11 protein-coding genes and 1 tRNA gene are annotated in these 16,160 nt (G+C 34.8%); 8 read left to right on the top strand and 4 right to left on the bottom strand.

The genetic code is table 11. The features are described from left to right. From ACEWK1_RS14535 to ACEWK1_RS14525, 3 genes are all read left to right on the top strand, one after another. A partial coding sequence (locus ACEWK1_RS14535) for a hypothetical protein (RefSeq protein WP_416636431.1) occupies positions 1 to 194 on the top strand: 194 nt, incomplete at its 5' end. An 83-nt stretch (positions 195 to 277) separates the two neighbouring features. Further along, on the top strand, positions 278 to 2,323 hold the full coding sequence (locus tag ACEWK1_RS14530) for an EAL domain-containing protein (protein ID WP_212137792.1): 2,046 nt from the start codon (positions 278 to 280) through the stop codon (positions 2,321 to 2,323). A 220-nt stretch (positions 2,324 to 2,543) separates the two neighbouring features. Then, positions 2,544 to 2,828: a hypothetical protein gene (locus tag ACEWK1_RS14525; RefSeq protein WP_212137794.1), complete on the top strand. Its 285-nt coding sequence runs from the start codon at positions 2,544 to 2,546 to the stop codon at positions 2,826 to 2,828. Positions 2,829 to 2,947: 119 nt separating this feature from the next. Here ACEWK1_RS14525 and ACEWK1_RS14520 read toward each other — a convergent pair whose 3' ends face one another. The 3 genes from ACEWK1_RS14520 to ACEWK1_RS14510 form a co-directional block, all read right to left on the bottom strand. Further along, positions 2,948 to 3,301, bottom strand: coding sequence for a DUF2642 domain-containing protein (locus ACEWK1_RS14520; protein WP_212137796.1), 354 nt, complete (start codon positions 3,299 to 3,301; stop codon positions 2,948 to 2,950). A 253-nt stretch (positions 3,302 to 3,554) separates the two neighbouring features. Further along, positions 3,555 to 7,487, bottom strand: a complete 3,933-nt coding sequence (locus ACEWK1_RS14515; protein ID WP_212137798.1) for a 5'-nucleotidase C-terminal domain-containing protein — start codon at positions 7,485 to 7,487, stop codon at positions 3,555 to 3,557. A gap of 314 nt (positions 7,488 to 7,801) precedes the next feature. Continuing rightward, positions 7,802 to 7,862 (bottom strand) — tRNA-Ser (locus ACEWK1_RS14510). A 155-nt stretch (positions 7,863 to 8,017) separates the two neighbouring features. On the opposite strand from ACEWK1_RS14510, the gene ACEWK1_RS14505 reads away from it, so the two are divergent. The 5 genes from ACEWK1_RS14505 (at position 8,018) to ACEWK1_RS14485 (ending at position 12,893) form a co-directional block, all read left to right on the top strand. Beyond that, positions 8,018 to 8,692 (top strand): hypothetical protein, encoded by a 675-nt coding sequence (locus ACEWK1_RS14505; RefSeq protein WP_416636430.1) that lies wholly within the window; start codon positions 8,018 to 8,020, stop codon positions 8,690 to 8,692. A gap of 381 nt (positions 8,693 to 9,073) precedes the next feature. Beyond that, positions 9,074 to 10,825 (top strand): AIPR family protein, encoded by a 1,752-nt coding sequence (locus ACEWK1_RS14500; RefSeq protein ID WP_416636429.1) that lies wholly within the window; start codon positions 9,074 to 9,076, stop codon positions 10,823 to 10,825. A gap of 700 nt (positions 10,826 to 11,525) precedes the next feature. After that, a complete protein-coding gene (locus tag ACEWK1_RS14495) occupies positions 11,526 to 11,915 on the top strand; it encodes a hypothetical protein (protein ID WP_416636428.1) in 390 nt (129 codons plus the stop codon). Further along, entirely contained in the window at positions 11,915 to 12,706 is a 792-nt protein-coding gene (locus ACEWK1_RS14490) for a hypothetical protein (RefSeq protein ID WP_416636427.1), read from the top strand. The genes ACEWK1_RS14495 and ACEWK1_RS14490 overlap by 1 nt, the downstream gene beginning before the upstream one ends. Continuing rightward, positions 12,693 to 12,893: a helix-turn-helix domain-containing protein gene (locus ACEWK1_RS14485; RefSeq protein WP_416636426.1), complete on the top strand. Its 201-nt coding sequence runs from the start codon at positions 12,693 to 12,695 to the stop codon at positions 12,891 to 12,893. The genes ACEWK1_RS14490 and ACEWK1_RS14485 overlap by 14 nt, the downstream gene beginning before the upstream one ends. A gap of 205 nt (positions 12,894 to 13,098) precedes the next feature. On the opposite strand, the gene ACEWK1_RS14480 is transcribed toward ACEWK1_RS14485, so the two are convergent. Beyond that, entirely contained in the window at positions 13,099 to 16,155 is a 3,057-nt protein-coding gene (locus ACEWK1_RS14480) for a type I restriction endonuclease subunit R (protein ID WP_416636425.1), read from the bottom strand. Between the last annotated feature and the right edge of the window lie 5 nt (positions 16,156 to 16,160).

Below are 16,160 nucleotides of genomic sequence, written 5' to 3'. Positions count from 1 at the left end.
GTATGAACGACAAAACACAGAGTGGCGGGGATCAGAATGTCGTTCATCGTGGGTATGAACGACAAAACATAGAGTGGCGGAGTCGAAATGTCGTTCATCGGGAGTATGAACGACAAAACACAGAGTGGCCGGGATCAGAATGTCGTTCATCCACTTATGAACAGAAATTCCATAGCTACACTGTTCCGACCTAATCTTTATCTAAAAAAGAGTGGAAAAAAAGAAAAATTAGCCGATATAACAAATAGACTACTAAATCTTATTAAGAGGTATGAATATGTTCTATTTACCTAACTCAGACAACGTGTATTTACTTGAAGGGGAATATTCATCATTAATTGTTCTTTTATCTATTGTCATTGCATGTCTAGCAGCTTATACTGCACTTTCGATGAATGAGAGAATACAACAAACTAGTTTTTTTAACCGAAATGTGTGGCTTACTTTGGCATCTATTGCTATGGGGTTAGGTATTTGGTCTATGCATTTTATAGGAATGAGTGCACTAAGACTTCCTGTTTCAATGGAATATGACCTTGTCACAACAATTATTTCTATTTTTCCTGCTGGCTTTGCATCATACCTTGCGTTTTACATTGCTAATAAGAAAAAAATAAAGAGTCAATGGTCTTATATCATTTCAGGTATTATTATGGGGCTCGGTATTTCCTCCATGCATTATGTGGGGATGTCTGCAATGAAAATGGAAGCTCAATACATTTACAGACCATGGGTTTTTACTGCGTCAATCGTAGTAGCTATCGTAGTATCTTACGTGGCACTTTATATTTTTTCAACGATGCAAAGATTAATTAGGAATCAGATAGTTAAGATTCTAACGTCTATTATTATGGGATTAGCAGTGGCAAGCATGCATTATACTGGTATGGCGGCAGTAATCTTTTATACAGATGTGCCAATACATTCTTCTCATATGCACCAGATGGATTTTACGCTCCTAATTGTTTGTATAACTGCTGGAATTGTAATCACTCTTGCCTTTTCTGGACTATCAAGTCTATTAGATCGATATGTTGAATATCGACTAAATTACTTTGACGCATTAACCATATTACCAAATAGACGACAATTTGAAAAAAAACTAAATACCTCCATTTCAAAAGGGAGTTTAGCTATTATCCATCTTCATGGACTTGAAAAATGGAATAGTGGTTATGGGTATTCCTTTGGAGACCGAATTATCAGGGATGTTAGTGAGACTATTATTGGATTAAAGCCTGAAATGGCGGAGTTATATCGAATTGAAGGAAATCGCTTTGCAATTTTAACCCTAACGCAAAGCTATAAAGATTTTAAGGCAAGTATGGAAAAATTAACTTCTGCTTTAATGAATCCAGTTGTTATTGAAAATCAACAGCTTGTTGTTGAGGTAGTTTGCTCGCTTTCAACATGTTCTGATGAAAAAGAAGCAAAACAATTATTTGCAAATGCAATGGCAGTATTGCAACACTCTTCAATAGAGTATAAACATCAGGTAATTGAATATGATCCTTCCATTCATAAATATTCTTTTGAAAAAGGTATCATCCAAGATATTGAAAAAGCAATGGAACAGGATGAACTTTATATTGTTTATCAACCAAAGGTAGAATCAGATAAGGAAAGATTAGGTGCTGAGGCATTGTTACGTTGGAATCATCCTGTTCATGGATTTATATCTCCTGGATTGTTCATACCATTACTTGAAGAGAATGGGAAAATTATAGATGTAACAGATTGGATTATTGAAAAAGTCTGCGAGCAAATGTCTCATTGGATTTCAGAAGGCCATCCTATTAAGGAAGTTTCAATTAATATTCCAGGACAATATATTACATCTCAACGATTAATGGATGTATTAAAAGAAAGTGTTGCTAAGTATGGAATAGACAGTCACCAACTTGAGTTAGAAATTACAGAAACGAGTGTGATCAATAATATTGAAAATGCGATCATTTCGATAGGAGAATTTCGGAAGTTCGGTTTTAATATTGCCCTTGATGACTTTGGGACAGGTTTATCTTCATTGTCTTATTTAAAAAGACTACCCATTACAACAGTGAAAATTGACAAATCGTTTGTAGATGGAGTACCAGAATCTGAGAAGGATTCTGCGATTATAAAAGCGATTATTGTTTTATGTCATAGTTTAAATATGAAAGTGGTTATTGAAGGTGTTGAAACGGAAGAACAAATTACCTTTTTAACATGTATGCCGGAGAAACCGGGAATTCAAGGATATTATTATTCACCCCCATTAAAAAAAGATGACCTTGTTAAATGGATGCAAGAATTTTATCAGAGAGAGAAAGCTGTGAATTGAATTTTATTAATGTATAAGCCCCTAAATTTAGGGGTTTTTTCTATTACATTTAGAAAAATAATAAATAAGACTAGTAAAATGCGTGTCCTTTATCCAAACTTTTCGATCTTTAAGAGAATAGATTAATAGCAAAGAGAGAAAGACAAACAAAACTATGCTAGCATGAAGGATAAAACATCAGTTTTTCTCTCTTTACTATACGAAAAGGGAGATGATTCTTTTGGGTAAGAAGAAAAACATGGAATATGGTAAATGCTACTGCTGGGGTTACAAAAAATACGATGTGGAATTAGACTTTAAAAAAGATGATAAGAAAGATTACGATTATAAGAAGTACGATAAGAAAGATTATGATGATAAAAAGTACCATAAGTATGACAAAAAGAAACATCATCATGATCGAAAATGTGATTATGGTTATAAGCATGATAAAAAGGATCACAAAAAGCACTGGGATTATAAAAAGTATGACAAGAGATGTAAATGCTGTAGCGGATGGTATTAAAGGATAAGTAGGAATTAGTAAATATAAATACAAATGTAAGCGTGTTATATAAGAGAGAGAAAGAAAAGTTCAACAGATATGCTTTTTAATCTGTTGAACTTTTTTATTTCTATTCAAAATTATTCATCTTTCTCTCTATAAGAAGCTAAAGGCCCTTCAAACCAAATCACCTGTGAAAGGCGTATATGTAATGAGCGATCATCTAAATTAATTTGAACATGATCAACTGCCACACCGGCTACTTCACCTTCAACACGTCCAGCTGTAGTTACTAATGCAACTTTTTGACCTTGATGTCTACTAATGTGTTGAACAAAAACTGGGTCTAAGTTTGTGGAATAATTAGTTGGTTGAGGAATACCAGCTATCGGATAAATCGGCGAATGGGATGCTGGTTGATGATGAACATAGCCAGGTTGATCAATAGGGTTTTGAATATATGGGACTTTATCGTGTGAATGATTTACGGACATAAAAACACTCCTTAAGGGGGATTTGTCCTTAATTAATATGAAATGATTCGGAAATCTATTCCGGGTTGTTTCATTACAGATATAGTTTGAAAATACTTTCTGATATACTTTCCTTTTATAAATGACGTTTACAAGGGTATGACCCTACCTGATATTTATAACAAAATAGGGTTCTTTACAATGTAAACAACTTGTATACAAAAAAAGCAGACCATTATGATCTGCTTTTCTATAAAATATTGTGTGGGAACGTTTATTCTACCTTATGCTCAACAATGTAAGTAAGCATTGTTGTAATATCAGTTCGATCATCTTCGCTCATTAATTTATCTGGATAGTTCTCAATTCGATCATTTAAACGTTTTAGAGCATCATAGGCTTGATAATCAAATAACCAAGACAAGAAACTAAATTTGTTTTCTCTTTTTCTTTCTAAGTTACGTTCTGCTATTTCTAATTGTGCTAGAATTGAAACTTTGATACCTTTCTTCGCATCAGAATCCTGAACTAGCTTTTTCGTATGATCAATTGTTGCAGCTTGAACTAGTATTTCTGCTACTTTGGTTTCTTCAATGTTTCCTGCATTGTCTGTTGAACGGTATGAAAGCTTATGTTCACCAGCTTGAAGAGTAACAGCTTCAACATATGGAACCCACTCAGTATCATTTAGGTTATATTCAATTGATACAACCTCAGATTCCGCATCAGTAGCAGATAATTCGATTGTAACCTCTTCTAAGTAAGAACCATTTGTAAAGTCTGCCTCTGGTATTTGCATTTCTGTTACTGGAGCTGTTGTATCTGTTGGTGCAACAACTTCAGAAATACGACCTTCTGCAGCATAGGAAATAGGCTGGTCATCAAAGCTTTTTACAAAGTTAACTGTTGCTTGGAGATCTTCTGTACCTTGTACTGGATTTTCACCTAACTTAGCTAACAAATATTTGTCACTGCTGTGTGGGTACATATAGTTGTTTACTGTGACAGTGTAAGTTTCATTAGGATTAATTTTTTCACCACTAGGTAAGAATAAATCAACAACTTGTCCATATTTTCCTAATGAGCTGTCCCATGTATAGCGGAACCCACTGATACTTACATCTGGACCATAACTGCTAAATTGCGAATTGATAATTTGTCTTAAATCATCTCCTGTTATTTCAAGTTTTACTAGTGTGTTTCCGAAAGGTTGAATATTAAATAACTCATTCCATGTGATATCACCTGAATTAAGGTCATCACGTATACCACCGCCGTTCATTAAAGCGAAATCACTATCCATTGCATATGCCATACCATCCGCAATTAAATTTCCAAGAGCATTATCACCAATTTCACCTTTTGCTGCATAGCCACCTGTTAATTCAGTACCAGCTTGTCCAATAACTTCATTTAGCTTTGGCCCTACTTGATCAAGATATTTTTCTAGAATGGCACTTACTTCTGCATCGGGCTTAATGTTATCTTGAATAACCTCAACAATTTCCGCTGATTTTTTTATAATATCTCCTGTAGTTGGATCAATTTCTAAATCAACATCTACAAAGGCTTTCCCATATTCCCATGCTTGGACAATCAATTTGTTATCAACAACTGCATTTAGCTTTACATGGTTATGAGCTGCGAAGATAACATCGACCGCATCATTTACATTGTTTGCTATGTTTGCGATATCACCTGTTGCACTATCGCCAGATTGATTTCCAGGAACATGAGAAAGGATGACTATCGCCTCAACACCTTGCTCTTGTAGTTCAGGAACATATTTATTAATTGCTTCAACTTCATCTGTAAATTCAATATTTTCGTTTCCGTTTGCAATAATCATATTTGGTGTATCGGTTGTTGCAACACCAATAAATCCAATCTTTACTCCTTCAGCTTCTTCGATTGCGTATGGAGGGAGAACTAGTTCGTGTGTATCCTTATATGATACGTTAGCAGCAACCATAGGGAAATCAATTCCATCATAGTTTGCCGTACCATTCGGATGATGCCCGCCGTTAGTGAGGCGAAGCATCTCACTTACACCCTCGTCAAATTCATGATTTCCGACAGTTCCAACATCAAAGCCAATAGATTCCATAATTTCAACTGTAGGCTCGTCCTGTAATAAAGCCGATACTGGAGAACTTCCTCCAACCATATCACCTGGGTGTACGATTAACGTATTAGGATTTGTTGCTTCACGCTGGCGCAAATAGGCAGCAAGGTAATCTGCTCTTCCGTAATTCACTCCATTAACAGTACCAGTTACATCAATTTTTCCGTGTAAATCATTTACACCTAATAATTGAACTTTAACATTTTCGTTCGGTTCACTATCAGTACTAGCTGTATAACCGTTTGCTTCTGCTTCTTCTGGGCTAGCAAAGAAAATTCTTTTTTCTACAGGTACGTCTGCCCAGTTCTCAGGAGAAACGTATTCTTTGTTATCAGAATTTCCAACATAGCGTAACAAGCCTTTTCCTTGTTCTCTTGCACGGAACACGAATGGTAGTTCCATTAATGGATTCTCGGGATTCCAGATTCCTAGTCCTTCATCTTTTGCTGCTTTTACAGCTGCTTGGAAAGCATTGTAATCTTCTTCAGAACCAACCGGCCAAATAAAGTAAGATGAAGCATAGCCTTTACGCACCATTTCTAAGTTGGTGTTCATGTTATCACTTTTACGAATAACTTGAGCGAGAAGACGACCATATGCGTCAGTTGGTTCGTCACCAATTTTTAATACAATTTCATCACCAGCTTTTAATAACGTGTTCATGTATGCTTTAGCAGCATTTCCGAAGTCTAATTGATTTTGATCTGCCTCAGTTACAACTTTTTGGTAAGTCTCAGGTGTATCCATATTCACATAACGTACTTTTGTCGAACCTAATACAGGATTTGTAATATGAATCGTATCTCCATCTACAACACTTTCTACAACTGCTGAATATTCGCCAGCTGCAGTTGGTGGTTCAGGTTGCGTAGCTGATAATGTGAAATCTCCTTGCTTTCTCGGTATTAGCTGATAAGAATCATACTGACTTAAAATAGCCGTGATTTCATACCATTTACCTTCTTCTATATTCTCAATTCCAACCTCTTCCATTACACGAAGAGTAGTAGAATGATAGTTTTCGTCCACTAGCGATATATTATAACCACCGCCAGCAGGAGATGAAGGGATCGATTGAACATAACCACTTACTTTTACTAACTGCCCTTCAAGTGGTTCTGCTATTGTTGCGTCTTGTAAGTCTGCTAGAGTAATAGATTGTGCTGCAGGAACTGAACTGCTTTCTTCAATTAATTCAATAGAGGTTGGTGCAATTTCCGTTAAGCCTCTATATTGAGTAATTGACCCTGTTACACGGACTTTTTTACCTTCTGTAAGCTCAATAAAGCTAGCTGCATTTGATGCATAGATATTAATACCTGCTGTTTCATCTTGAATAAAGGTAGATAATTTTCCGCCACCAATAGCAGAGTTATCAGCTGTAACTATTCCTTCAATTGTTACAGCTTGGTTTGTTTTTTGCTTTGCAGCAGCGATAGATAATACTCCTGTTTCAGGTTGTCCTGGATCAGAAGTATCTCCATCACCTGGATCTGTAGGTGCTGTACCGTCCATTGTGTGAGAGCCTAAGTATGTGAATGTGTCTTTAGGGTATGTTGACCATTGGTCTGGTGCGTATGTTGTTGTCCCAGAGTGGATATTAGGATTTCTGATAATTGTTTTATCAGTAGAAAAATCTTCCCGAACTCCAATTGTTCCTATTACATCTATTAATTGATCAGCCTTTTTCAGAGCAAAAGCATCATCACCATTAAAATTTATAACAGCATCTTGAATATCTGCTTTAGACAAAATATCATTATTAGCGCTACCATGAGCTAAAACATAAACTTCACCATTTTCGAGTGTTCCTGTTAAAGATAGGCTTTGACTAACAGTAGCAGAACCATTTGAATAAAGCTCAACCTTATACTGTGACAAATCAACTGTCTGGCCTGTCCCATTATAAATTTCTATTGCTTTGTTATAGGAACTCCCTTCTATATACTCCGAAATAAATAAATCTGTTGCTAAAGCAATATCTGCTTTAACACTTTTTGAAAACACTGGTAAAAACGTTGAAAGAATTAATGCTAAAACTAACAAACTACTAAACATCTTTTTAACCGATTGCCGCTTCATACTATTCCTCCTTATTATTTGTTAACAACGCTTCTACTATAAGGAGGAAATATGAATACAGTGTTAAGTAATTGTTAAGGTATAAAAATGAGTCATACTACCTGTTAGGATATTCATGAGAAAAGCTGGTTTATGTCGAAAATTTATAGAAAATATCATATTATTGGACTATTTACTGTCGGGATAATCAATTTTATGGGTGGAATGGTAAAAGGGGTTTCTAGCATATGATAGAGAGGTTTAAATAAATCAAACTCCACCGTGTCATTAGAAGCAATAAGAAAAAACCCTTGAATACAAGGGTTTATAAAAGATGGAGCATAGGGGGATCGAACCCCTGACCTCTACGCTGCCAGCGTAATTACTTACTCTTCCTCTTTTTACCCATAACGTCCTAAATCTTTCTAACATGCGGTTTATAAAGATTTATTGTGTACTTTAATATCCCTTAACTTTCCGTATTTATTATTATTGCGTGACCAATAAGTGACCAGAAAAGAATGGATTTACTTTACAGGAGGCGACGAACAGTGGTTAAAAAACCAACAGAACCATTAAAAGATTTAACATTTAGCAAGAAAAACAAAGTTTATTTTTATGGAGGACATCTTGAATATCTTTTTGATTTACATGGTCGTACTAAAAGTGACAGACTCAAAAAGGAGTATGTCGATAAACTATATGAAGATTTGCAAATACTAATAAATATGCAGGAGCATAATACACTTCACACAGTATTGGACAGTCCTAATTTAACAAGAAAACTAGAAAGTTCAATTAACAAACTGGAGACTATAAAAGATCAGCTTCACAATATTAGAGCGACTAGTCCGATATCAACGGATCAAATAAAAGGTATTCCATATTATTTAGAGCGCATAACTACTGATAATTTAAATATGTTAAGACAACAGATTCTGTCAGATTTGATACAAACTTTGATATCAGTTCACACTATATCTACTGATGAAACTGTAAATGCAATCGACGCTCTCAGCGTTGTACGTCACATATCAATTAATATGCTATGGATATTAGATGAAGGTTATCATGAGCTCTTCCAAAAGAAATTGAGAGAAAGTGAAATTATAGACCTTTTAAACCGCAAGTACGTATGTAGGTTATTTGAAGACGAACACTTTCTTCAAGACTGGAGAATTAACGCTTGGTTTAAAGGTTATGCTGCAAAAGATACAGGCAAATAAAATAGCTCGGACCACGATTGCAGTCAACTCTTAAAAACAAATAAAGTGGCTCAGTTCAAAAATTTGACCAAGCCATTTTATTGTTTTTTTGTGCATTGTACTAATGCAATCATATAAAAGGAATTAACTACACAGGTCCTTCACGAGAAACACTTCACATGTCCGGAGTGTAGGTGACAACACATATGGTTGCTGTTTAGTTTAATCTAATGTCAGCAATAATTAAGTAAAACTATTCATTCAGAAGGTATTGAATAAAGTGAGAAAATTGAAGTATATTGGTAATATTTTTTGTAAACATATGTAAAATGTTGGTGTTTTATGTTATTTTTACTTAGAGTGCAGTAATAACCTAAACCAATTAAGGGGGAATGATTAATTTTGAGTAATCAACAAACTTTATTAAATGTTCATTTAGAAAATTATCTAACAAATAGTACATTTGATAACCACGATAAAGCATTTGAAGTTTTTTCTACAGAACAAATATTTAAAGATCAGGATATTGCAATTGATGAGGTACTTATTGGGTTAGTAGGCGAAAGTATGGATTATGGTATCGATGGAATATATATATATTTGAATGATGAATTAATTAATAATATTGAAGAGGTAGAGTTACAAAACAAGATGACATTAGATCTTCATTTCCTTCAATATAAAAATACTAATAGTATAACTGAATCCGTAATTGATAAATTTATAGTGGCTACTGATATTATATTTGATTTAGATAAGGATCTTGAATCGTATCGCTCGGTTATTTCTGAAACCCTGCTTGAAAAACTTGAATTGATACATAATATTATTAAATCAATAGCCATTAAACATCCAAAAATTAATGTTAAATTTTATCATGTTAGTAAAGGTGATAGTCAAAATATTTATGGTCCCAAATTTGAAAACCTTTCTTACCTAAATAAAATTAACATCCTAAGGGATAGATCTCTTGAATCCAATCTCGGCAAAATGGATTTTACATATAAAATAATTGATGCTGAAGCATTATTACAGTTACTTCGAAAAGAGCCTAATTATTCTCTTGCTCTTAAGTTAAATGAAAATCCAATAGCAATTGATTATAGAGAATCCGACCAACGAGGATACATTGCCTCAGTAAATGTAATAGAATATTTTAAATTTTTATGCGACCCTACAGACAATTCTCTTAGGAAGTATTTATTTGAGTCTAATATACGGGATTTTCAAAATAATACGTCAGTAAATAATGAGATTGAAAGTACTTTAAAGGAAAAGAGCGAATTTGACTTCTGGTGGCTAAACAATGGTATAACAATTATCGCTGAAAATGGTACACTAGTTGGAAAAACCCTGCAACTTGAAAATATACAGATTGTAAATGGTTTACAAACTTCACATACTCTATATAATACATTCAAATCAAATCTGCCAGAATCAGATTCACGCTCATTATTATTAAAGATTATCATTACTGATAAAAAAGACACCATGGATATAATAATTAAATCTAATAACTCCCATAATCCTGTACCTCCTGCCCTATTAAGAGCTACTCATAAAGTACAAAGAGATATTGAGGATTATTTCTTAGCAAATGGTTATTATTATGATAGAAGAAAGAACTATTATAGAAATCAAAATAAGCCGACTAAGAAGATCATTTCAATAAATTATTTATCACAATGTTTAACTTCTATTATTGAAAAGAATCCATCAAAAGCTAGATCAAACCCTACAATTCTTACTAAGAATGAACAGGATTATGATAGGTTGTTTCCTGACAGAAGACCTATGGAAACTTATATTCAATCTATTAGAATAATGAAACGTGTTGAGATTTATTTAAAGCAAGAATTTACTCGAGAAGATGAAACCGATGTAGCATTATCTACCTATTACCATTTCCATATTTCTAGAGTGCTAGTTTCTGTTATCTTGAACAGTGTTCGGTTTAACGGGGATAGGGATTTAAGAACTATTAATACTGATAATATAACTGTTGAACAAATTTCAACTGCTTATCAAATAACAAAAGAACTAGTTTTAAAATATGCACAAGAAAATAATCAAGATAATCTCACTTATGCTTCTAAACAAATCCCCTTAAGTGAATTTATAAACAACAATTTACAAAGTCTGATTACAAATTAATACTCCAAGTATCAGAAAAGGTGAGAAATACTCACCTTTTTTATTTGTTCACTATGTATATATATAGATTTACATATTGTAACTTATCTTCATTTTAAAAATTCTCCTTAACCCTCTCCGCCTTAAAGTTACGTTATTTTCTATCTTTATATTATGAAATTCTTCGTTTGAAGCATCCTTAAAATACTGAAAGATATTATCATACTCCATTACACTTCTTCCATAAATGCTACTCGGTACTTTCCTGACCTCCTCCGCCACATATTCAAATTTCACATTAAGTAACCATCAAATCTTTTTAATACTTCAACCAACCTACATATAGATCCCTTTAATTTTATCCTGTTTAACGAACTTGCCAGTATATATTAGAAGTTTATTTAAGAGCAAATCTTTTTTCTCACTCATTTTAGAAATATCGAGAAAAGAGAAGATATTTAAAGATAAACTGCGATCGAATAAGTAACTTAAATCGATTTAACTTACACCTATTCATAACACTCCACAACTAAACAGGAGCAAACTCGCGGCACATAAGGATACTCCCATATAATATAGGTACAAGTAATCATTACTTTTACTATAAAAAGCAACAAAAGGTTACCCATGGCCATGGAAAGAACCACAGTAATTAATTTCAACTTGATATTAAGCGTCATAATTGTCGAAAACATTCAATTAAGAGAAAAGAGGACTGATTATGTTCATTAATGTGTCTAATATAGATTTAAATCCAAAGCACGGGGTTTTAGCAAGTGCCAATATTAAAATAGGAGACATTCTTACAATTAGAGGTGCTGAACTTAAAAGGAATAGTAGAGGATACACCATAGCATTTCCTCAAGTACTTCATAAATCTTCACAATGTATCAAGATTAATGATTCTGACTTATCGGAAAGAATAATAGATGCGTTTCAAGCTCAATACGAGAAAAAGATTCGCAAGGCAAGTAAATCCCTAACTGATGGTGCCTCCTATGACAGCGAATATTTCTTCATTGAGAATAGCAATCAAAGACAAGCTAAACAAGTTAACATTAGAAGCTACAATGCCTATAGAGACCCTGTTGCCAAAAGGAGCAAATTATGATGGAAACTATCTATACAAAGGTTAGAATTTGCGGGAATGTCATAGAGGTTAGCCACTTTGAAAAGCCGATCATAGTTGGACAAGCAGTGAAGAGGTCTGGCTCTAACTATAAACGATTGACTAACTGGAATGTCGATAATCCTAAGGTGAAAAACCGAAAGGACACTGCCCTTAAAGCAAGTCATAGAATGAGACAACTTATATTTACAAATTTCCAGAAATCCTACACTTTCATTACACTAACATTTAATGAGGAATGCAATCTTGATATCACCTCAATAAAAGAATGTAACAAAGCCTTTAGTAACTTTCGGAAGCGACTTAATCATTATCTTAGTAAACATCATGATGGTTTTGCTTTTAAATATATTGCAGTTACGGAATTTCAAGAAAGAAATGGACGTGACGCAGTACACTATCATCTTGTTACAGAACTACCTTATATCAAAAATGAAGTATTACAAAAGATATGGGGTAATGGAATGGTTGACATTAAAAAGCATCATAAACCACCACTTGAAGATGAGAGAATCATTCAGTATATGAAAAAAGGAATCTACGATGATCGGCTCGACGGACATAGAAAGTTCTTGCCTAGCCAAAACTTATTACAACCGATTTCACTAGATGGGGATAAAGCAGAGACATTCCTTTCTTATTTAGAAGAGCACGAATACCAAATGTTAAAATCAGAACCATATGAATCTATGCAATATGGAACTATCCGGAATGAAACTTTAAAGTTAGATAATCATCTAATAAAGGAGATACTCTATTATGAAGAAAATTGAAAGTTATCCCGATGTACTCGATGTTTCTCATATTCAAGAAATACTAGGCATAGGAAGAAGGCAAGCTTATGAGCTAATTGCCTCAGGTGAATTCCACACAGTGAGGGTCGGTAAAAGAATTAAAATCTCCAAAGAAGTACTTTCCAAGTGGTTGACCGGGGATAGTAATATTCTTAAAACAACCTAATAGGTAAGCCTAGGAGAGCAAACATCATACTTTGGTAAACTGGGCAGAGTTACCCCAGGTTTTAAAAAAATCTTTCATATTTGATGATCACGCATAAAAAAAGTAACCCAGTATCCTGCTATGAATGAGAAAGGGTTACTTTTTTCTTTACACCTATTGACCCGCAACGCTCTATACACATGCGTACTTAACCTTGTACATAAATCTATGCATCCATCGGCCAACCCTTATACTGTTGCTCCGCCTGCTCCATAAACTTGTTTGTTAAGAATTGAACCTGTTGAGCCCCTACCTTCTCTTTCATCAGCACCATCTTTACAGCTAACTTCACCTTTGCGTACACGTCTTGGCGATGCGGACTGGTCCAATCTACAGAGAGTTCCTTCTTAAGAGCTTTAACAACTTTGTGTATTAAATCAGCTAAGAAATCGTTTGAGAATGCTTCGTGTTCCATTTCAGTAATTGCTTTATAGAATTCAATTTCTTCTTCTGATAGTCCAAGGTCATGACGCTTTCGCATTTCCTCGTCCATATCTTTTCTTACCTTGATCATCATTCGAATAACGTCTGCAGCTTCAATGACACGATTGTGATAATCTTTCAGCGTTTTCTGTAAAAGCTCGCTAAGTTCTTTTGTCTTTGGACTGCCTTGTTTGAAGGTAACATTAATCTTATCTTCAAGTAACTTCTTCAGTAATTTTAGACGTAAATCCTCATGTTCCTTCTTGACCAGGTCTGCTAAGAAGGCGTCATCTAATATACTAATATCAGGACGTTCAATTCCCGCCACTTGAAAAATATCTACTGTTTCTTTTGCAAGAAGGCTATTGTCAATAAGTTCTGATAGCCGCTGCTCTAACGTCTTGTTTTCTCCTGTGCCGCCAACAGGTGGTACTATATGCTTTCTTAACTGGGCTTTAATCATTTGATAGAGCGTAACTTCATCAGATACATCCATTATAGCTTCTATATGCCTCACTAATTGATATGCCTTTTCTAGTTTCACAGCAGCCTGTATGTACTCTTCCGTATCGCCATTAAGCAAATTATTGACTAAGTCCGCTATGAAATCTTCCCTGTCAATTTTACTTTTCAATCGCCAATTTTTCACATCAACCTCGGAGGGAATAAACGCACGAACAGCAGCTAAATTAGTTTGAAACACGGCTATTGCTTCCTCAATGTCAAACGCAGGCTTCCCTTTTCCTCCTCCTGTTGTATACTGACTAGTTGCTTCTTTTAGAGAAGTAGCGATACCAATATAATCAACTACTGTACCACCTTCCTTACCAGGGAATACACGGTTTACACGAGCAATTGCTTGCATAAGATTATGCCCTTTCATTGGTTTATCTACGTATAGGAAAGATAATGGCTTGGCATCCATACCGGTTAACCACATATCAACTACAATAACCAATTTAAGAGGGTTTTCAGGATCTTTTAAATCCGCTTTAATATCTTCTTGTTCTTGTTTTGATTTAATATGCGAATACTTACTTCCTTCTTGTATCTCACGCCATTCCTTCGGGTCTTTGGAAACATCCCCAGTCATGATCACTTCTACTTGTGGACAGTCATCTATTTCTCTTAACCTCTTATATAAATCAACAGCAATTCTTCTACTCATGCATACAATCATGCCTTTTTGGAATGGGTTTGCAACTTTGTTAAAATGAGCTACAATATCATTAGCTAATTGAGAAAGCCGTTTTTGAGTGCCAACTATACGCTCTAAAGCGGCCCATTTTCTTTTATAACCCTCGGATTCATCGTCACCAACCTCGACAATCAAATCCTTGAACTTTTCATCAATATCTTCCTGAGTCAAATCTAGAGGTATTAGTCTGCTTTCATAAAAAATTGGCACTGTGGCTTTATCAGCTACCGCCTGTGCCATATCATATCTATGAATAATATGACCAAAGATCTCTTCAGTATCATTCCCTAACAAGTTTACAGGAGTACCAGTAAAACCTATATGTGAAGCTTTCGGCAATGCATATCGCAACTGTGCAGCGTAGCCGCCTTCAAAACCACTTTGAGTTCGGTGAGCTTCATCGGCTATCACAACAATATTTCTTCTTTCAGATAGAACAGGATGTTTCGCTTCACCTTCTTTCTTACGGAACTTCTCAATTGTTGAGAAAATGACCTGACCGGATTCCCCTTTTAAAAGAGTTCTGAGGTTATCCGTACCTGCTGCATGATGAACATGGCCAATTAATGACTTACCTTGGACAAACGTATCAAATAGTTGCTCGTCTAAATCATTTCTATCAACCTGAATAACTATTGAAGGATTTTCTAACTCAGGAAACCGTGCCAAAATTCCAGCAAAGAAGAGCATACTTAAAGATTTACCTGAACCAGTTGTATGATACATGACCCCGATTTTTCGATCTCCTTCAGGACGAGTAGCACGAACCGTTTCTCTAACAGCAAAGTTCACTCCGAAAAACTGATGGTATTTTGCCCCTATTTTTGTTATTTTGTCGCCTTCTTCAAGAAATACGATAAAGTTTTTAATATAATTCAAAAGTCTTTCTTTAGGAAAGAGTCCTTCAATTAATGTCCTCATAGTATTAGCTCTATTGTTATCTACAGTTATTCCATCTATTGATTTCCATGAAGCAAAAAAATCAAAGTCAGCAAAAGGCATTCCATGTTTTGTTTCAACATTATCCGATACAACAGTGAATACGTTGAAGTTAAAAAGTTGGGATATATCAACGGTATAATTTTGAACCTGAGTGTACGCATCATGCACGTTTGCTCTTTCACTATTAGGATTCTTTAATTCAAATACAATAAGTGGAAGCCCGTTAATGTATATAACGACATCAGGCCTTCTTGACATTCTCCCGTCGATTGATAATTGATTCACCACAAGAAAATCATTCTTCTCAGGATTATCCCAGTCTACAGCATACACATGTCGCGTATAGGATTCATCATTTATCTCGTAAGTAAACTCAATACCCTTCGTCAACTTTTGGTGGAAAACCATATTACGTTGAATGAGTTTTATCCCATCAGGAGAGGTGAAAAGCTGTGCAAGCCTCTTTACCTCATTCTTTGGGATACCAGTATACTTTCTTGCAAGAAAGCTTTCCAACCTTTTAATTAAAATTACTTCCTGAAGGTTGTCACGTTCACCACGCTGGAAAAGTTCTTGGGCATGGGCATACTCATACCCGATACGTATTAAGCGTTCTATTGTAGTTTCTTCAAATTCTGATTCCCCTAGAGGTCTTGTCATGGTGT

Origin of the sequence: Metabacillus sp. YM-086 (assembly GCF_048059995.1) — a bacterium.
GTDB classification, from domain to species: domain Bacteria; phylum Bacillota; class Bacilli; order Bacillales; family Bacillaceae; genus Metabacillus; species Metabacillus litoralis_B.
Note: the sequence above shows the minus strand (reverse complement) of the source record. Positions and strands in the feature narration are given on the sequence as shown.

Bases quoted from the DNA above. Each gene is read 5' to 3' on its own strand.
- ACEWK1_RS14530 (WP_212137792.1), top strand. From the start codon at position 278: ATGTTCTATTTACCTAACTCAGACAACGTGTATTTACTTGAAGGGGAA.
- ACEWK1_RS14520 (WP_212137796.1), bottom strand. From the start codon at position 3,301: ATGTCCGTAAATCATTCACACGATAAAGTCCCATATATTCAAAACCCT.
- ACEWK1_RS14515 (WP_212137798.1), bottom strand. From the start codon at position 7,487: ATGAAGCGGCAATCGGTTAAAAAGATGTTTAGTAGTTTGTTAGTTTTA.
- ACEWK1_RS14495 (WP_416636428.1), top strand. From the start codon at position 11,526: ATGTTCATTAATGTGTCTAATATAGATTTAAATCCAAAGCACGGGGTT.
- ACEWK1_RS14490 (WP_416636427.1), top strand. From the start codon at position 11,915: ATGGAAACTATCTATACAAAGGTTAGAATTTGCGGGAATGTCATAGAG.
- ACEWK1_RS14485 (WP_416636426.1), top strand. From the start codon at position 12,693: ATGAAGAAAATTGAAAGTTATCCCGATGTACTCGATGTTTCTCATATT.
- ACEWK1_RS14480 (WP_416636425.1), bottom strand. From the start codon at position 16,155: ATGACAAGACCTCTAGGGGAATCAGAATTTGAAGAAACTACAATAGAA.